Annotated in this window: 22 protein-coding genes; 9 read left to right on the plus strand and 13 right to left on the minus strand. The window is 64.4% G+C overall.

From position 1 onward, the window contains the following. Positions 1–13: 13 nt before the first annotated feature. The 6 genes from zapE to sdhC all read right to left on the minus strand — a co-directional run bounded on the left by zapE (position 14) and on the right by sdhC (position 5369). Positions 14–1219, minus strand: coding sequence for a cell division protein ZapE (gene zapE, locus MUU55_RS23430; RefSeq protein WP_244763205.1), 1206 nt, complete (start codon positions 1217–1219; stop codon positions 14–16). 35 nt (positions 1220–1254) lie between these two features. Beyond that, complete coding sequence (locus MUU55_RS23435; RefSeq protein ID WP_244763206.1) at positions 1255–1797, minus strand: protease inhibitor Inh/omp19 family protein; 543 nt, start codon at positions 1795–1797, stop codon at positions 1255–1257. 142 nt (positions 1798–1939) lie between these two features. After that, entirely contained in the window at positions 1940–2719 is a 780-nt protein-coding gene (locus MUU55_RS23440; RefSeq protein WP_244763207.1) for a succinate dehydrogenase iron-sulfur subunit, read from the minus strand. Between the two features lie 18 nt (positions 2720–2737). Continuing rightward, on the minus strand, positions 2738–4579 hold the full coding sequence (gene sdhA / locus MUU55_RS23445; protein WP_244763208.1) for a succinate dehydrogenase flavoprotein subunit: 1842 nt from the start codon (positions 4577–4579) through the stop codon (positions 2738–2740). Positions 4580–4585: 6 nt separating this feature from the next. After that, positions 4586–4966 (minus strand): succinate dehydrogenase, hydrophobic membrane anchor protein, encoded by a 381-nt coding sequence (gene sdhD / locus MUU55_RS23450; RefSeq protein WP_244763209.1) that lies wholly within the window; start codon positions 4964–4966, stop codon positions 4586–4588. Between the two features lie 10 nt (positions 4967–4976). After that, a complete protein-coding gene (gene sdhC, locus MUU55_RS23455) occupies positions 4977–5369 on the minus strand; it encodes a succinate dehydrogenase, cytochrome b556 subunit (RefSeq protein WP_244763210.1) in 393 nt (130 codons plus the stop codon). A 300-nt stretch (positions 5370–5669) separates the two neighbouring features. Here sdhC and MUU55_RS23460 point away from each other — a divergent pair, with 300 nt between their 5' ends. Then, positions 5670–6134: a hypothetical protein gene (locus tag MUU55_RS23460; protein WP_244763211.1), complete on the plus strand. Its 465-nt coding sequence runs from the start codon at positions 5670–5672 to the stop codon at positions 6132–6134. Between the two features lie 27 nt (positions 6135–6161). Here the strand turns inward: MUU55_RS23460 and MUU55_RS23465 are convergent, their stop codons facing one another. The 5 genes from MUU55_RS23465 to tsaD are packed head-to-tail and all read right to left on the minus strand — an operon-like array spanning position 6162 to position 9706. Beyond that, positions 6162–6824, minus strand: a complete 663-nt coding sequence (locus MUU55_RS23465) for a class I SAM-dependent methyltransferase (RefSeq protein WP_244763212.1) — start codon at positions 6822–6824, stop codon at positions 6162–6164. A 52-nt stretch (positions 6825–6876) separates the two neighbouring features. After that, positions 6877–7308, minus strand: coding sequence for an EVE domain-containing protein (locus MUU55_RS23470; protein ID WP_244763213.1), 432 nt, complete (start codon positions 7306–7308; stop codon positions 6877–6879). Positions 7309–7314: 6 nt separating this feature from the next. After that, positions 7315–7608 (minus strand): YciI-like protein, encoded by a 294-nt coding sequence (locus MUU55_RS23475; protein ID WP_244763214.1) that lies wholly within the window; start codon positions 7606–7608, stop codon positions 7315–7317. Between the two features lie 20 nt (positions 7609–7628). Then, complete coding sequence (locus tag MUU55_RS23480) at positions 7629–8615, minus strand: NAD(P)H-dependent glycerol-3-phosphate dehydrogenase (protein WP_244763215.1); 987 nt, start codon at positions 8613–8615, stop codon at positions 7629–7631. Then, the gene (tsaD, locus tag MUU55_RS23485; RefSeq protein ID WP_244763216.1) at positions 8612–9706 is read right to left on the minus strand and encodes a tRNA (adenosine(37)-N6)-threonylcarbamoyltransferase complex transferase subunit TsaD; all 1095 of its coding nucleotides are present in this window, start codon (positions 9704–9706) and stop codon (positions 8612–8614) included. Before tsaD ends, MUU55_RS23480 begins: the two co-directional genes overlap by 4 nt. A 73-nt stretch (positions 9707–9779) precedes the next feature. Here tsaD and hemC point away from each other — a divergent pair, with 73 nt between their 5' ends. The 7 genes from hemC (at position 9780) to MUU55_RS23520 (ending at position 16052) form a co-directional block, all read left to right on the plus strand. Next, positions 9780–10709, plus strand: a complete 930-nt coding sequence (gene hemC, locus MUU55_RS23490) for a hydroxymethylbilane synthase (RefSeq protein ID WP_244763217.1) — start codon at positions 9780–9782, stop codon at positions 10707–10709. Between the two features lie 3 nt (positions 10710–10712). Further along, positions 10713–11438 (plus strand): uroporphyrinogen-III synthase, encoded by a 726-nt coding sequence (locus MUU55_RS23495; protein ID WP_244763218.1) that lies wholly within the window; start codon positions 10713–10715, stop codon positions 11436–11438. A 98-nt stretch (positions 11439–11536) separates the two neighbouring features. Next, entirely contained in the window at positions 11537–12790 is a 1254-nt protein-coding gene (locus tag MUU55_RS23500) for a hypothetical protein (RefSeq protein ID WP_244763219.1), read from the plus strand. 13 nt (positions 12791–12803) lie between these two features. After that, positions 12804–14402: a heme biosynthesis protein HemY gene (locus MUU55_RS23505; RefSeq protein ID WP_244763220.1), complete on the plus strand. Its 1599-nt coding sequence runs from the start codon at positions 12804–12806 to the stop codon at positions 14400–14402. A gap of 37 nt (positions 14403–14439) precedes the next feature. Next, on the plus strand, positions 14440–14928 hold the full coding sequence (locus MUU55_RS23510; RefSeq protein WP_244763221.1) for a tellurite resistance TerB family protein: 489 nt from the start codon (positions 14440–14442) through the stop codon (positions 14926–14928). A gap of 3 nt (positions 14929–14931) precedes the next feature. After that, positions 14932–15648 carry a glutamine amidotransferase gene (locus tag MUU55_RS23515; protein ID WP_244763222.1) on the plus strand — a complete coding sequence of 239 codons (717 nt, stop codon included), beginning with the start codon at positions 14932–14934 and terminating at the stop codon, positions 15646–15648. A 113-nt stretch (positions 15649–15761) separates the two neighbouring features. Then, positions 15762–16052, plus strand: coding sequence for a YggT family protein (locus tag MUU55_RS23520; RefSeq protein ID WP_117371263.1), 291 nt, complete (start codon positions 15762–15764; stop codon positions 16050–16052). 82 nt (positions 16053–16134) lie between these two features. Here MUU55_RS23520 and ppa read toward each other — a convergent pair whose 3' ends face one another. Beyond that, positions 16135–16668: an inorganic diphosphatase gene (gene ppa, locus MUU55_RS23525; protein ID WP_244763223.1), complete on the minus strand. Its 534-nt coding sequence runs from the start codon at positions 16666–16668 to the stop codon at positions 16135–16137. Between the two features lie 125 nt (positions 16669–16793). Here ppa and MUU55_RS23530 point away from each other — a divergent pair, with 125 nt between their 5' ends. Further along, positions 16794–17405, plus strand: a complete 612-nt coding sequence (locus MUU55_RS23530; protein ID WP_244763224.1) for a hypothetical protein — start codon at positions 16794–16796, stop codon at positions 17403–17405. Between the two features lie 6 nt (positions 17406–17411). Here MUU55_RS23530 and MUU55_RS23535 read toward each other — a convergent pair whose 3' ends face one another. Further along, positions 17412–17918: a GNAT family N-acetyltransferase gene (locus tag MUU55_RS23535; protein ID WP_244763225.1), complete on the minus strand. Its 507-nt coding sequence runs from the start codon at positions 17916–17918 to the stop codon at positions 17412–17414. Positions 17919–17999 lie beyond the last annotated feature (81 nt).

The raw sequence follows: 17999 nt of genomic DNA on the forward strand, positions 1-17999 counted from the left end.
CGTCATGCTTTCGTCACGTCTTTGCTGTAACGGAGCCCTGCCCCACACCGTAGCGATCATTGTGATCGGCCAGATATTCCGTGCTGCGGATTTCGATCAGGCGCGAGACCGTGCGGTCGAATTCGAAGCCCTCGGTGCCCTTGCGGGTCACAAGCAGGTTTTCGGGTGCAGCCGCGGCGGAGGCGAAGAGCCGGGCGCGATGATCGTAGATCGTATCGACAAGATTGATGAAGCGTTTGGTCTCGTTGCGCTTTTCAGCGCCCAACAGCGGCACGTGATCGACGAACAGCGTGTCGTAATGCGCGAGGATTTCCAGATAGTCGGCCGCACCCAGCGGCTTCTCGCAGAGATCGGCGAAGGAGAAGCGCGCGACGCGCGACGCCGCCTGCGGCACCGCGATGCTGCGCCCGCGGAAGGCGATGGTCGCCGGCGCGACGGCCATGCCCGCGGTCTCGCGCCGCCAGGCCGCATCCATCGCCTTATCGGCCTCGTCGCCGAGCGGATGACGGAAGACCGGCAGGCCGCTGTCCCTCTCCATGCGGTAATCCGTCAGCGAATCCAGCGCAACGATCTCGACATACTGCTTGAGCAGATCGACGAAGGGCAGGAAGAGGCCGCGGTTGAGACCGTCCTTGTAGAGATTGTCGGGCTCGACATTCGACGTCGCCACGAGAATGCAGCCGCGCTGGAAGAGTTCGCCAAAGAGCCGCGACAGGATCATCGCATCGGCGATATCGGTTACGGAGAATTCGTCGAAGCAGAGAAGCCGGGCTTCGGCGACAAGACTTTCGGCAACCGGCGGCACGGGATCGGCCTGCTTGGTCTCGCCGGCCTTCAGCTTCTGGCGGTGTTTGTGGATGCGGTCGTGCACATCGGCCATGAATTCATGGAAATGCGCCCGCCGCTTGCGCTTCACCCGCGCCAGTTCGAAGAACATGTCCATCAGCATGGTCTTGCCGCGACCGACACCACCATAGAGATAGAGCCCCTTGGGAGCGCTGACGCTTTCGGGCTTGCGGGAGGCGAAGAGCCAGCCGAGCGCGCTCGATTTGCGCGCCGGGCGCTGGGCATGGAGATCGCCGAGCAGGCGGTCGAAGCGCGCGGCCATGGCCTTCTGCGCCGGATCCGGTTTCAGCTCGCCACTGGCGACAAGGGCCTGCAGCCTATCCGAGACGCCCTTGTCCGGATGCGTCGCCCCGCTGTCCCAGTTCTTGCCCATGGACGGCTTTTATCCGTGTCGTCTGAAAATGCCGATCAACGCGAGAGGCTGACGGGCTGGCCGGAATTGGTCGTTCCGTTGAACTGTGTGTCGGCCGTCTTGTAGAGACGCGCGATCGCGCTGCCGTTGCGATCCTTCAGCACCACCTGCTTGCCGGCGACTTCCCAGGAGCCCATCGCCGTCAGCTCGCCCGCGCAACCGCGCGTGCCGCCACGCGAACCGCTGCCGAGATTGGTGAGCGTCAGGAACATGTCGCAGGAGGAAGCGCCGTTGGCGACCTTCCAGTTGCCGACCATGGCTTCCTTCTTGACTTCGAGACCCGCTGCTGCAGCAGCCGTATCACCGGCAACACCAGTGCCCGTCGCCATCGCCGTATCGGTGGTGGGCTTTTCCGGGAACTGGCCGGACGTGTCGGTCGTCGGATCCGGCAGTTGGCTCGAAGACACAGTCCCGATCGGCTGCGCCTCCAGCGGCTGAATGTTCTGCTGCGTATTGACGCTGTCCATCGAGGAAGTCCGCTGGCAACCCGCCAGAGCAAGCGCCATCATCAGTCCGCCTGCTACATGTACAACCCGCATGTCGATACTCCCGATATCTGCCCGATACTGCTGCCCCGCAGCATTTCCGCCGAATTAACGTGAATCGCCCACACGAATCAAGATGAAACGGCCCGATTGTTCGGGCCGCCTCCTCACGTTTCGTGACTGCCGATTATGTAGGTCAGAGACGGCGTTCGACCAGCATCTTCTTGATTTCGCCGATAGCCTTGGCCGGATTGAGGCCCTTCGGGCAGGCCTGGGCGCAATTCATGATCGTGTGGCAGCGATAGAGACGGAAGGGATCTTCGAGGTCGTCGAGGCGCTCGCCGGTGGCTTCGTCGCGGCTGTCGATCAACCAGCGATAGGCCTGGAGCAGCACGGCCGGACCGAGATAACGGTCGCCGTTCCACCAGTAGCTCGGACAGGAGGTCGAGCAGCAGGCGCACAGGATGCACTCGTAGAGGCCATCGAGCTTGAGGCGATCCTCGTGGCTCTGCTTCCATTCCTTGGCCGGCGTCGGCGATACCGTCTTCAGCCAGGGCTCGATCGAGCGATGCTGGGCGTAGAAGTTGGTGAGGTCGGGAACGAGGTCCTTCACGACGGGCATATGCGGCAGCGGATAGACCTTCACAGCGCCCTTCACCTCGTCCATGCCCTTGGTGCAGGCGAGCGTGTTGGTGCCATCGATGTTCATGGCGCAGGATCCGCAGATGCCTTCGCGGCAGGAGCGGCGCAGCGTCAGCGTCGGATCGATCTTGTTCTTGATGTAGAGCAGCGCGTCGAGCACCATCGGGCCGCAATCGTCGACATCGATATAGAACGTGTCGACCGACGGGTTTTTCCCGTCATCCGGGTTCCAGCGATAGATGCGGAATTCGCGGGTGTTGGTGGCGCCGGCCGGCTTCGGCCAGACCTTGCCTTCGGTCAGCTGCGAATTCTTCGGGAGAGCGAGTTCAACCATGTCCTGTTCTCCTCGATATCAGTAGACACGCGCCTTGGGCGCGATCTTCTGGGGATCGATCCCGTCGGCGATGAGGTCGGTATGCACGGGGCGATAGTCGAGCTTGACATCGCCCGCCTCGTTCACCCAGGCGAGCGTGTGCTTGCGCCAGTTGACGTCGTCGCGGCCGGCGAAGGGGCCGTCGACATAGTCTTCGCGGGCATGCGAGCCGCGGCTTTCCTTGCGAGCCTCGGCGCCGTAGACGGTCGTAATGGCGTTGGCCATCAGGTTTTCCAGCTCCAGCGTCTCGACGAGGTCTGAGTTCCAGACCATCGAGCGGTCGGTGACCTTGATGTCCGGCAGTTCCTTCCAGATCGCGGTCATGCGGCGGCAGCCGCTTTCCAGCGATTCCTGGGTGCGGAACACCGCCGCGTCGTCCTGCATGGTGCGCTGCATCTTGTCGCGCAGGATCGCCGTCGGCGTGCCGCCATTGGCGTTCCGGAGGCGATCGAAACGGTCCATGATCTTGTCGCAGGCGGCGATATCGAGCGCCGGGATCGGGCCGGCACGATCGATGACCTGGCCGGCGCGGATGGCGGCGGCGCGGCCGAAGACCACGAGGTCGATCAGCGAGTTGGAACCAAGGCGGTTTGCGCCGTGCACCGACGCGCAGCCGGCTTCACCCACGGCCATCAGGCCGGGCGCGATGCGCTCCGGGTTCTGGCTGTCGGCGTTCAGCACTTCACCCCAATAGTTGGTCGGCACGCCGCCCATATTGTAGTGCACGGTCGGCAGAACCGGGATCGGCTCGCGCGTCACGTCAACGCCGGCGAAGATCTTGGCGCTCTCGGAAATGCCCGGCAGGCGCTCGTGCAGGACGGCCGGATCGAGATGGTCGAGATGCAGGAAGATGTGGTCCTTGTTCTTGCCGACGCCGCGGCCTTCGCGGATTTCCATCGTCATGCAGCGCGAGACGACGTCGCGCGAGGCGAGATCCTTGGCCGACGGTGCATAACGCTCCATGAAGCGCTCACCCTCGGAATTGACGAGATAACCGCCTTCACCGCGGGCACCCTCGGTGATGAGGCAGCCGGCGCCGTAGATGCCGGTCGGGTGGAACTGCACGAATTCCATGTCCTGCAGCGGCAGGCCGGCGCGGGCGATCATGCCGCCACCGTCACCCGTGCAGGTATGCGCCGAGGTGGCGGAGAAATAGGCGCGGCCGTAGCCGCCGGTCGCCAGAACCACCATCTTGGCGGCGAAGCGATGGATCGTGCCGTCATCGAGGTTCCAGGCGACGACACCGGTGCAGCGGCCATCGGCCGACATGATCAGGTCGAGCGCGAAATACTCGATGAAGAATTCGGCATTGTTGCGCAGCGACTGGCCATAGAGCGTGTGCAGGATGGCGTGACCGGTACGGTCGGCGGCAGCGCAGGTGCGCTGGACCGGCGGACCCTCGCCGAAATTCTGCATGTGGCCGCCGAACGGGCGCTGGTAGATCTTGCCTTCGGCATTGCGCGAGAAGGGCACGCCGTAGTGTTCCAGCTCATAAACCGCCTTCGGCGCTTCCATGGCGAGATACTGCATGGCGTCGACGTCGCCGAGCCAGTCGGAACCCTTGACGGTGTCGTAGAGGTGCCACTGCCAGCTATCCGGCGTCATGTTCTGCAGCGAGGCCGCGATGCCACCCTGGGCGGCGACGGTGTGCGAACGCGTCGGGAAGACTTTGGTGATGCAGGCCGTCTTGAGGCCCTGCTCGGCCATGCCGAGTGTCGCGCGCAGACCCGCGCCGCCGGCGCCGACGACGATCACGTCGAAGGAATGATCTACATAGGTATAGGCTTTGCCGTTGGCCGCCGGGGAGGAGATCGCTGCCATGGTGAATTATCCTGCGAAAGCGATTTTGAGGACGGCGAAAAGACAGAGACCGCCGACCAGGATCGCGAAGAACGTGTTGAGCATGAGGAGGCCGATCTTTACGCCTTCCGCATGCACGTAGTCCTCGATGATGACCTGCATGCCGAGCTTCATGTGAATGAGGCCGGAGATAACGACGAGGCCCATCAGGACGGCGACGATCGGGTTCGAAAGGGCGGCCGTCACTTCCGCGTAGGAAGCGCCGCTGTAGCAGATGAGAAAGCCGACGAAGAACAGCATCAGCGGAACGTTGGCGACGGCCGTCAGGCGCTGGCGCCAGAAATGCTCCGTGCCGTCCTTTGCCGAGCCGAGACCACGAACCTTGCCGAGGGGAGTGCGCATGTCCATGGATGTTTCCTCAGCGGACCAGATAGCCGACGATCCAGATCAGCACCGTCAGGGCGACGGAGACGATCGGGGTCACGATGGCGAGTTTGGTGTTGAAGTGCTTTTCGTAACCGCGGCCCATGTCCCACATGAAGTGGCGCAGCCCGCCGAGCATATGGTGCATCAGCGCCCAGGTGTAGCCGAAGAGCACGAGACGGCCGATCAGCGTACCGAAGAGCCAGCTGGCCCACTCGAAGGACGCCTCGCCCGAAGCGGCGGCGATCAGCCAGAAGGCAACGAGCACCGTACCGAAATACAGCGCCGCGCCGGTGATGCGGTGCACGATGGACATGACCATCGTCGGGATCGGTTTATAGACTTGGAGATGCGGCGAGAGCGGCCGGCTTCGAGTGACATTCGCCATCTGAACCTCACGGAACCCCGGAGAGCCAAAAACTGGACAAATTTTCTCCGGAATTGCAGTATGTTGTGCACAATGCAGTGATTGCGACACTTACTCACCAGAAAGCGGAACCACAAGCCTCATTGCAGTGCAAAATGAATTTAATCGATTAAGAAGCGGATGGGAATTGCGCCATTTCGGGACGCTTTTTCCGCATTAACGATATCGGCAAAAATCGCAGGGAAATCCGTGACTTTCGCCGCACCCTGCCCCATCTTGGCGTTAACGACTTGTTAAGCGTAACCCGGAAGGCAGGACAGAATGACTCTGTTTTCAGCGCCCCATGCGACCAAAGTTCTAGGACTGGCGATCGCACTTGCAACGAGCGGCATGACGGCCGTTCACGCTGGCGGCAACAAGGATGGTTTCGGCTGGTCCGAATCCAATATCGAAGGCCGCGTCATTGAACGACGCGATCGCGAGCACCATCACCGCCGCGAAGCCTCGCGGCATCGCGATCGCGAGGACCGTGGTTCGCGCTACCACGCCGAGCGCCAACGCGAACAGCGCGGCTGGGGTACGGGCAATTTCTATGGCGGCGCGATCACCGCCTATCGTGACCGCGGCAACGGCACCTATTTCTACATCGACAACGATGACTATTTCGGCGACGTGATCGACGCACCACGCTACAGCCGCGGCGGGCCAAAGGTCATTCAGGTCATGCCGGGGCAGAATGACTGCTCGTGGGAAATGGGCGTCTGCGTCATCCGGCCTAATTTCTGATCCGGAATTTTTGGACGCAGAGCCGCTTCAGGTAGCGGCCTGGACGGTCTTGAACTGCCAGACCGTAGTCTTCTTGACCTCGCTGTCCTCCAGCGCCCGCGTCACCGGCACCGTATAGGTCGCGAGCGCTTCCATGCGCTCGCGCGGGCAATAGGCGCGGCCGGGATCGCCGACGAGCACCGTCGCACCCCGCCCCGCCAGCCTTGAGAACCACGGGATCAGGACATCGGCGAAGCCGCGATCGTAGAAAACGTCGCCGGCCAGCACCACGTCCCAGCCTTCGTCGCGACCGACCATATCCTCGACCGTATAATCCAGCGGCACATCGTTGAGCCCGGCGTTCAGCCGGATCGCCGTCTCGCTCCAGGGGTCGACATCCGCCGCAAGCACGCCCGATGCGCCGGCCATGCGCGCCGCGATGCCGACGAGGCCGGAACCGCTGGCGAAATCCAGCACGAACTTGCCGGCGACGAGCTCCGGATGATCGAGCACATGGCGGGCAAGCCCCTGCCCGCCCGCCCAGGCGAAGGCCCAGAAGGGCGGCGGCAGGCCGATCTCCTCCAGCTCCTCCTCCGTCTTCAGCCACAGGTCATGCGCCTCGGTGGCGAGTCGCAGTTTGACCTCCGGCACATGCGGCGGTGCGAGCACACCGGTATTGTCCCGGATGAAGACTTCGGGGTCGGTTTTCACGCCGCCATCACTCCGAAAGGGAAGAGGCCGTTCAGGGCAGGGATGCGAAGCATCAGCGCGGCGGGTTGTCGAGACCGCCCATGCGGCAGACCTCGATCCACTCCTCCTCGGTCACCGGCTGCACCGAGAGGCGCATGGAGGTGACGAGCGACATGTTGGAGAGCTTCGGATTGGCCTTGATGTCCTTCAGCGACACGGGCTTGGGCATGTCCCGCACGGCGCGGATATCGACGCAGTCCCAGCGCGGATCCTCGCCGGCCGTCGTGTCCGGATGCGACAGTGCGCAGACTTCGGTGAAGCCGACGATCTCCAGCCCCTCGTTGGAATGGTAGAAGAAGCCCTTGTCGCCGATCTGCATGGCCCGCATGTGGTTGCGCGCGAGATAATTGCGCACGCCGGTCCATTCGGTGCCCGCCTCACCGGCGTCCTTCTGCATCTGCCAGGACCATTTGAAGGGTTCGGACTTGTAGAGCCAGAATGCCATCAGAGCTTACGCCTCCGGATTGTTGAAGACCCAGTTCCAGGCCTTCACATCGACGGAGGCAAACAGGCCGGCCTTGGCATAGGGATCGTTTTGCGCAATCTGCCGCGCCTCTTCGATCGTCTCGGCCTTGACCACGACGAGGCTGCCGGTCGGCTTGCCATCATCGCCGAGGAAGGGGCCGGCGAAGGCGAGCTTGCCGCTTGCATTGAGGTCATTGAGATAGGCGACGTGCTCCGGGCGCGTGTCCATGCGCACCTGAAGCGCGTCGGGCTTGTCCTGGCAGAGGAAGGCGAAAAGCATGGAAGCGGTCCTTTCGATTATCATTCCTGGGTGATCGGGCGCGTCATCAGCTGCCCGATGGCGGTTTTCACGTCGAGCGTGCCATCGATGATCCGGGCGACCGCGTCGGTGATCGGCATGTCGATGCCTTTTTCCGCCGCCACGCCGGAGGCAACGGAGGCGGCAAAGGCGCCTTCCACGAGATCGCCCGACCAACCGGCGGCCGTACCGTTGCGGCCGAGCGCGATGCCGAAGCGCAGGTTGCGCGACTGGTGGCTGGTGCCGGTCAGGACAAGGTCGCCGAGGCCGGAAAGGCCTGTCACCGTGATCCCCTCGCCGCCATGCGCCTCGACGAAGCGCGACAGTTCGGCAAGCCCGCGCGAAATCAGTGCCGCCCGCGCCGAATCGCCAAGCTGCGCACCCTCGATGATGCCGCAGGCGATCGCCAGAACGTTCTTCAGGGCGCCGCCGAGCTGCACGCCGATGCGGTCCGTCGAGGGATAAAGCCGGAAGGTCGGCCCGGAGAGCGCCTGCGCGAGCGCCGCACCGATCTCGGCGGACCGCGCCGCAACGACCATCGCCGTCGGCAGACCTTTCGCGATATCGGCGGCAAAGCCGGGGCCTGACAGTACGGCAACCTCGCGGCCAGGCAGCTCCTCTTCCAGCACCTCGGTCAGCAGACGGCCGGTGCCCTTTTCCATGCCCTTGGCGCAAATGACCACCGCCGTGCCCGGCGCCAGAAGCGGCGCGAGCTGGCGCGCGGCGTCCCGCTGTGCCTGCGAAGGCATGGCAAACAGCACGATGCCCGCCCCGCGAATGCATTCCACATCGGCACTGAAGGCGAGCGTTACCGGCAGACCGATGCCCGGCAGCGCCTTTTCGTTGCGCCGCGTCGTGCGCATCGCCTCGACGGCTGCCGCATCGCGGCCGATCAGCGTGACGTCGCCACCGCTGGCCGCCGCCACGCTTGCCAGCGCCGTGCCGAAGGCACCCGCGCCCACCACGGCGATGCGCTTCGAGACCGTCATGCCTTGGCTCCCCGCTTGCCGGATCCGAGTAGGGTCGCCGCTTGTTTGTCGAGCGGCCAGCGCGAGCGTGGCGCCACCGCGAGATCGTCAGGCGCAAGGCCGGCCGCCATGCGCTCCAGCCCGGCCCAGGCGATCATCGCGGCATTATCGGTGCAGAGTGCGAGCGGCGGGGCGATGAAATGGAAGCGGTTCTTGTCGCACAGCGCCTGCAGCGTCGCACGCAGTTCCGCATTCGCCGCGACACCGCCGGCAACGACCAGCGCGGGCGTCGCCACTTCGGGATAGAGCGCGCGGAACCGTTCCAGCCCGCGGCCGATGCGGTCCTTCAGCGTGCGCGAGACGGCGCGCTGGAAGGAGGCGCAGATATCGGCGATATCCTTCTCGGTCACCGGCTCGATCGACTGCGCCGCCTGGCGCACGGCCGTCTTGAGACCGGAGAAGGAGAAATCAAGCCGCGCCTCACCGACCAGCGGGCGCGGGAAGGTGAAGCGCTCGGGGTTGCCCTTCTTCGCCATGCGCTCGACGGCCGGACCGCCCGGATAGGGCAGGCCGAGCAGTTTTGCGGTCTTGTCGAAGGCTTCGCCGAGCGCATCGTCGATGGTGGTGCCCCAACGCTCGTAGTCATCGACACCGCGGATCAGCACGAGCTGGGTGTGCCCGCCGGACACGAGCAGCATCAGATAGGGAAAGGAGAGCCCGTCAGTCAGCCGCGCCGTCAGCGCATGCCCCTCGAGATGGTTGATGGCATAGAGCGGCTTGCCCGTCGCCCGCGCGATCGCCTTGCCGGTCATCAGGCCGACAATGAGGCCGCCGATCAGCCCCGGCCCGCTTGTGGCGGCAATGGCATCGACATCCGCGAGCGATTTTCCAGCCCGCAACAGCGTCTCCGAGATCAGGCTGTCCAGCGCCTCGACATGGGCGCGAGCGGCGATCTCCGGCACCACGCCGCCATAGGCGCTGTGCTCTTCGAGCTGGCTCAGCACGACCTCGCCGAGAATCTGGCCTTTTCCCGACGCATCGCGCAAGACGACGGCCGCGGCGGTCTCGTCGCAGCTCGTTTCGATGCCGAGAATGGTCAATTGGGACGACATGAAGCACTAGGATTGATTGCGATGGGCCGGAAAGCCGGTTACGAGACATCCCGGTAACAATGGATCAAGGCGGATGCAAACAAAACCTTTCAGGATCGGCACCCGGGGCAGCCCGCTGGCGCTCGCCCAGGCCCACGAGACCCGTTCGCGTCTGATGGCCGCACACGGCCTGCCGGAAGATATGTTCGAGATCGTCGTGCTCTCGACCAAGGGCGACCGCATCACCGACCGGTCGCTGGCGCTGATCGGCGGCAAGGGCCTGTTCACCGAGGAGATCGAGGCGCAGCTCTCCTCCGGCGAGCTCGATTTTGCCGTGCACTCCTCCAAGGACATGCCGACCAAGCTGCCGGAGGGCCTGCATCTCTCCGCCTACCTGCCGCGCGAGGACATCCGCGACGCGTTCATCGGCCGCACCGCCCAGCGCCTGCTCGACCTGCCGCAGGGCGCCACCGTCGGCTCCGCGTCGTTGCGCCGCCAGGCCCTCATCCGTCGCCTTCGGCCCGATATCAACGTCATCGTCTTCCGTGGTCAGGTCGATACCCGCCTCGGCAAGCTTGCCGCCGGCGAGGCCGACGCCACGCTGCTCGCCTATGCCGGCCTGAAGCGCCTCGGCAAGCTCGACGTGCCGACCGAACTGCTCGATCCCGTTTCTTTCCCGCCGGCCCCGGCGCAAGGCGCGATCTGCATCGAAAGCCGCGTCGACGACGATCGCATCAACGGCCTGCTTTCCGCCATCGACGATCGCGCGACCCGTGCTGCCGTCTCCTGCGAGCGCGGCTTCCTCGCCACGCTCGACGGCTCCTGTCGCACGCCGATCGCCGGCTATGCGACGGTCGAGGGCGATCATCTCCAGTTCCGCGGCATGATCCTGACACCCGACGGCAGCCAGTTCCACGAAATCGAGACGAGCGGCCCGGCCGACAACGCCGCAAAGCTCGGCGAAACGGCGGGACAGGCGATCCGCGCCAAGGCGGGAGCGGGCTTCTTCGAAAGCTGGGGCTGATCCTTGCGCGTTCTCGTCACCAGGCCGGCGCCCGCAGCAGCCCGCACCGCGCGAAAACTCGCAGCCCTCGGTCACGAACCGGTACTGCTGCCGCTCGCCCGGGCCGAGCACGATGTCGAAGCCGCGCGTGCAGCCCTTGCCGAACGGCATTCGGCGATCGCCATCACCAGCGCCGAAGTGGCGCGCCTGCTCGGCAATGTGGGCCCGGCGCTCGACCGGCATCTGCTGACCACCGTATTTTCCGTGGGCCATGTCTCCGCGCAGGCGGCGGCCGACGCCGGCTTTCGCACGGTGCTGTCACCCGGCGGCGACGGCAAGGGCCTCGCCAACATGATCATCGCGCATTGCCGGGATTTCGGCATGCCTGCCGAACCGATCCTTTATCTCACAGGCCGACCGCGCGCGCCCGGCTTCGAAGCGCGGCTCGAGGATGCCGGCATTCCTCTGCGCACTGCCGAATGTTACCGAATGGCGCCGATCATCCCGAAGCGCTCCGATGCCGAAGCTGTGCTTTTGAAGCCCGTGCCGGATGCCGTATTGTTCTATTCACGCGAAACCGCCCGGACCTTTTTCGAGCTTTCACCACTCGCCGAAACCCCGGAGCGCTTTCTCTCCACCCTGATGCTGTGCATGAGCGCGAACGTCGCCAAAGCCGTACCGCAACGCTTTGCCGCGCTCACCGTCGTCGCCTCCGCGCCGAACGAGGAAAGCCTGCTCGATCTTCTCTAGGCGCATGCCGCCATGGACGAAATTGCCGCAAGGGTCTTTCCCTCGCTGCCTTCGCTGTCTAGGTTTAGTGCAATGCACATGAACGCGAGGAGATCGCCATGGAACCGGAAACCCCGTCTCGCCGCAAGAAGGCTGGTGACGAACCCGTGACGATCGATCTCGAAGCGGTTCCAGCCTCTGCCGAGAACGAAGCACGCACCGCCGAAGAGAAGACCGAAGCGGACGCCGCAACCGCGGAAACCACCGAGACCGCAACGATGGAATCGGTTGCGTCGGAGCCGGAAACCCCGGAATCCCAGAAGACCTCCGAGGAAAAGTCGGAGCCGGTCGAACCGGCCCGCCCGACCTATGAGGAACCGGTCTATACCCAAACCGCGCCGCCGGCCCGGCGCGGCAATGCCGGCCCGCTTGCCGCCGGCATTCTCGGCGGCCTGATCGCCCTTCTCGGCGCCGGCAGCCTGCAATATGGCGGCTATCTGCCTGCTCTCGGCCCGGACCGGGCAGGCGACACCAGCGTGCTCGCCAGCCTTTCCAATGAGGTCGAAGCGTTGAAGACACGCCTTGCCGAAGCGCCGGCAGCCAGTAGCGTCGATCTCCAGCCACTCGAAACCCGCATCGCCGCCCTCGAAAAGGGCACCGGCGACAGCGGCGGCGCGACCGCAGGAAACCCTGAAGCGGTGAGCAAGCTCGAAGGCGACGTGACCCGTCTGAGCACCGAACTTGCGGCGCTGCGCGAGGCCATTGCCCGCACCACCGAAGCCGTCAGCTCAACCGAAAGCCAACTTACCGCACGCATCACCGCTGCCGAGCAGAAGCTCGATGAACCGCGCAGCGATATCGAAATGGCTCGCGCCGTGGCGGCAAGCGCACTGAAGACCGCCATCGACCGCGGCGGCCCCTATCTTGCCGAACTCGAAGCCTTCGCCAGCATCGCCCCCGACGATCCCTCCATCGCAGGCCTGCGCGAGCATGCCGCCATCGGCGTCGCCGCGCGCTCCGATCTCGTGCGCGATTTCCAGCCGACCGCCGATGCAATTCTCGACGCCGTGCACCAGCCGGACGGCGATCAGGGCATCTTCAATCGCCTGATGTCGAGCGCCGCCTCGGCCATCCGCGTGCGCCCCGTGGGCAGCATCGAGGGGGATACGCCGGAAGCCGTCGTCGCCCGCATCGAAAACAAGCTGCAGAACGGCGATTTCAAGGGCGCACAGATCGAATGGCAGACCCTGCCGGAAACGGGCCGGGCCGCAGCTGCGGAATACAAGCGCAAACTCGATACGCGCGTTACCGTCGAGGGCCTGATCGGCGCTGTCGTCTCCGGCGCCGTCGCTCCGAACGGCAACCAGGGCTGAGGAGAAGGACGTCATGATTCGCATTCTGGTCTTCGCTCTCTTCGTTCTCGCCCTTGCCGCCGGTTTTGCCTGGCTTGCCGATCGTCCCGGCGAACTCTCGATCATCTGGCAGGGCCAGCGCGCCGATATGAGCCTGATGGTCGCCGCCACGCTCGTCGTCTCGCTGATCGCCGCCGTGATGCTCTCCTGGTGGATCGTGCGCGTCATCTGGACCTCGCCGCATTCGATCCAGCGCTATTTCCGCGCCCGCAAGCGCGACCGCGGCTATCAGGCGCTCTCGACCGGCCTGATCGCCGCCGGGGCCGGCGACGCCGCCGGCGCGCGAAAAATGCTCGGCCGCACCAAGGGCCTGCTGAGCGCCGATCAGGAACCGCTCATTCATCTGCTCGAAGCGCAGGCCGCTATGATCGAAGGCCGCTATGACGATGCGCGGAAAAAGTTCGAGCTGATGGCCGACGATCCGGAGACGCGCGAACTCGGCCTGCGCGGCCTCTATCTCGAGGCCCGCCGCCTCGGCGCCAACGAGGCCGCCCGGCAATATGCCGAACGTGCCGCCGAGAAGGCACCGCAGCTGCCCTGGGCGACGGAAGCGGCCCTTGAATACCGCTCTGAAGCCGGCGACTGGGACGAGGCACTGAAACTGCTCGGCGACGGCCGCTCCAGCTCGGCGGAGGAGAAGAAGACCTATGCCCGCCGCAGGACCGTGCTGCTTACCGCGCGCGCCGCAGCCAAGCTCGACGCGGACCCGAAGGGGGCGCGCGAGGATGCGCATCAGGCGCTGAAGCTCGACGAGACTTTCGTGCCCGCCGGGCTGATCGAGGCCAAGGCCTATCTGCGCGAGGACAATCTGCGCAAGGCGGCCTCCATCCTAGAAAAACTCTGGAAATCGACAGCGCATGGCGACGTGGCGAAACTCTATGTCCGCGCCCGCAGCGGCGATTCGGCCGCCGACCGGTTGAAGCGGGCGGAAAAGCTCGAAGCGATCCGCCCGAACAATGCCGAGGCGCTCTACACCGTCGCGGAAGCAGCACTTGAGACGCGCAATTTTGCGCTGGCCCGCGGCAAGGCCGAGGCGGCCGCCCGTCTTGCGCCGCGCGAAAGCGCCTTCCTGCTGCTCGCCGATATCGAGGACGCCGAGACCGGCGACCAGGGCCGCATCCGCCACTGGATGAACCAGGCGCTGAAGGCACCGCGTGATCCGGCCTGGACGGCCGACGGCATCACCGCGCCGGAATGGCGAGCCGTCTCGCCCGTGACCGGCCGTCTCGACGCCTTCGAATGGAAGACGCCGGTCAGCGCGCTCGAAGGTCCGGTCGAGGAGGGATCGACGGATGCCGTCGACGAGGCGATCCGCACCCTGCCGCCGCTCGCCATAGAGCAGAAGCCGGTCGCCAGGGTGGAAGACGTTGTGAAGGTCGAAAAGGCGCCGGTGGAAAAGCCCGTGGTTGTGGAGGCCGTCCTCGAGCCGGCCCCGGTGAAGGTGGAAAAAGCCAAGGAGGCTCTGCCTGCCGAGGAGGAGGAACGTCCATTCTTCGGCCTGCCTGACGATCCGGGCGTCAAGGAAGGAACCACCGTCAAACGGGACGGAACCAGCGGCTTCCGGTTATTCTGACTATTCCGAGGCTTGAGGGAACGGGGCTAAACCATCGATGTTTGAACGCTTGCAGCAATTTCTGGCGAGCCTTTCCGGCGGCGACAGCAAACCGGCCTTCGCCGCCGACGATCCGCGGGTCGCGGTCATGGCCCTCTGCATCCAGGTGATGGAGGCGGACGGCCAGGTGCTGGATGTCGAGAAGAAAGCGCTGCATGACCATTTCAGCGAGCTTTACAGCGTCGATGAAAAGGAACTGGCTGCGCTGATCGATGCCGGCGCCGACGCGGAGAGCGAAGCGATCGACTTCTTCCGCTTCACCTCCGAACTGAAGCGCCAGCTTTCCGAGGACCAGCGTGTCGCACTGATCGGCCTGCTCTGGGAGATCGTCTATGCCGACGGCGAGCGCAGCGAGATGGAGGACCATGCCATCTGGCGCATTGCCGATCTGCTCGGCGTCTCCGGGCGCGAGCGCATCATGAAGCGACAGGAAGTGGCCGAACGGGTGGGCGCGGCGGCCGGCCAAGTGGAGCCGGACGAGGCCTGAGCCATGCTCGATTTCCCACGCAAGCCGCGCGCCAAGCGCCCCGTTCTGATCGTGCTGCACCAAGAAAACTCCAGCCCCGGCCGCGTCGGGCAAATCCTGCAGCAGATGGGCCACGCGCTCGACATCCGCCGCCCTGTGCTCGGTGATCCCCTGCCCGAAACACTCGCCCACCATGCCGGCGCCGTCGTGTTCGGTGGGCCGATGAGCGCCAATGACGACGAAGCCTATGTGCGCGACGAGATCGACTGGCTGAACGTGCCCCTGAAAGAGAACCGCCCCTTCCTCGGCATCTGCCTCGGCGCGCAGATGCTGGTGAAAAATCTCGGCGGCGCGGTGTTCGGCCATACCGAGGGCTGGACGGAGATCGGCTGGTATCCGCTTACCGCCACCGAGGCCGGCACGGCGCTGATGCCCTGGCCGGACATGGTCTATCAGTTCCATCGCGAGGGTTTTGATCTGCCCCCTGGCGCAACACTGCTCGCCACCGGCCATCACTACGAGAATCAAGCCTTCCGCTATGGCGACAATGCCTGGGGCATTCAGTTCCATGGTGAACTGACGCTCGCCATGATGCATCGCTGGGTCGTGCGCGGTGCACATCGCTTCGAGCTGCCGGGCGCGCAGGTCGGTAGCCTGCATCTCGACGGACGCCTGCTGCACGATGCGGCGCTGAGAATCTGGATGACGTCCTTCCTCGACCGCATTTTTCACGAAGCCTGAGCGCCCGTAAAAATACCGGCACATTAAACATGTTGCCGCGCCGTCTGGTGCATGGCCTTGCTGGCAGGCCTTGCAATGGCTACATGTCGGGACGAAACCAATTGGAGACGTCAATGATAGCGGTCATCAACACCCTATTGTTCATCATCAGCATCGCGTGGTTCCTGGTCATCGCCTCGGCGATCTTTTCCTGGCTCTATGCTTTCAACGTCATCAACGCGAACAATCAGGTGATCGCGACCATCGGCCGCTCGCTCTACCAGCTGACCGAACCGATCTATCGCCCGATCCGCCGCGTCCTGCCGAATTTCGGTGGCGTCGACCTGTCGCCGCTCGTCGTGCTGGTCATCCTGTTCTTCCTCGAGCAGGTCATCCGCACGGTTCTGGCGCCCGCGGTTCTCTGACCATCGCTTCAACAATAAAAAACCCTCCGGATCGCTGGTGACCCGGAGGGTTTTGTTTTGAGGACCGAAAGCGCGCTGGCGCTTACTTCGAGGCGTTGTAGCGCTCGACGGCTTCCAGAATCATCTTCTTGGCGGTGGCGACATCCTGCCAGCCGGCGATCTTCACCCACTTGCCGGGCTCCAGATCCTTGTAGTGCGTGAAGAAGTGCTCGATCTGCTTGAGCGTGATTTCCGGCAGGTCGGTGTAGTTCTCGACCTTGTCGTAGCGGCGCGTCAGCTTCGGCACCGGCACGGCGATGATCTTCTCGTCCTTGCCGCCATCGTCTTCCATGACCAGAACGCCGATCGGACGCACATTGATCACACAGCCCGGAACGAGCGGGCGGGTGTTGGCGATAAGAACGTCGATCGGGTCGCCGTCTTCCGAGAGCGTATGCGGCACGAAGCCGTAATTGCCCGGATAGGTCATCGGCGTGTAGAGGAAACGGTCGACGACAAGCGCGCCGGCTTCCTTGTCCATTTCGTACTTGATCGGGTGGCCGCCGACCGGCACCTCGACAATGACGTTCACGTCTTCAGGCGGGTTCTTGCCAACGGAAATCGCATCGATACGCATGGGGGCTCCCTCAGTGAGATGCAGTGATTTTCGGGCTTCCTAAAGCGAATCCCGCTGCGGCGCAACATGACTTTCGAATAGACGGACCGGATCTTTCGTCCTCCTTCCAACCGGAGGATTTTTTCATGCGCCTGACGCCGCTTCTGCTTTCCGTCGCCATCGCCGTATCCGCGAGCGCCGCCCGCGCCAACGAAAGCGCCTATACGGACCGCGACCTCGAAGCTTGCAAGACGCTGTCGGAGGTGGAGGAGGGCGCTAGCGTCAGCCTGCAATGCCCCGGCTACAAGAATCTGGCCGTCTATTTCAAGGAAGGCGATCTGAGGCAGAGCATCGCCTATGGCCCGGTCAGCAAGGCCTATATCGACGAAGCCTTCGAGACCTTCGGGCCATTCAACCATACCGGCACCAAGATCGAATGGCGGCTTGGCGCAAAGGGCGCGCCGGTCGCCACCATCGTGCGCTGGTTCATCGCTGATCCCGAGACCACGGGCGAAGCCGATTCCAAGACGGGCCAGGTGCTCGTCGTCTCCACCGTGGCGACGAAAGACAATCCGACGAGCTGCGTCGTCGGTTATGTCGATGCGCTCGAAAACAAGGATGCCAACACGCTCGCTCGCGCGGTTGCGGATGACGAGGCTGCAGACTTTGCCTGCGGCGTAAGCGAGCCCCAATGGCACGGCAAACGGGGAACGCTTGCGGGAGAACCGTCCCGCACCCTGCCGGGCATGGTGGAATAACTGGCCTTAGGGCCAGACGAAACCGATCTTTTTCAGTTCCTTGTCGCCGAAATTCTCCATGCCCTCGGCAATGTCGCGTCCGCCGGCCGAGCGGAAGAAGCGGTCGGCATGTTCGCTGTCCTCGAGGCACCAGGCGATCATGCCGTTGCAGCCGAGCGACTTCAAAAGCCGCTGCGCCTCGCCGAACAGCAGCCGGCCAAGGCCGATGCCCTGATATTCAGGACGCAGGTAGAGCTCGTAGATCTCGCCTTCCTGCGGCAGCGCGCGGGCGCGGTTGAGGCCAAGCGTGGCGTAACCGGCAACCGTGCCGGCGACATCGAGCACCAGCAGCGTCGCGGGACCGCGCGTCGCCTTGCGCCACCAGCCCTCATTGCGGCGGTCGACCATCTGGCTGAGCGGGATATGCGGAATGAGGCCGCCATAAGCCTGCAGCCACGACACCCGATGCGTCTCGGATATCGCGCGCGCGTCCTGCGGCTCGGCGCGCCGCACATCAATCGACAGTGTCTTCATAACACCACTCTTATTCCCGCACCGATTCCACCGGAATCCTCGACGCCTGCAAGGGCGCTCATTGCCCACAGGCGCGTTCCG

Source organism: Shinella curvata, from assembly GCF_022899935.1.
In the GTDB taxonomy this organism is placed as follows: domain Bacteria; phylum Pseudomonadota; class Alphaproteobacteria; order Rhizobiales; family Rhizobiaceae; genus Shinella; species Shinella curvata.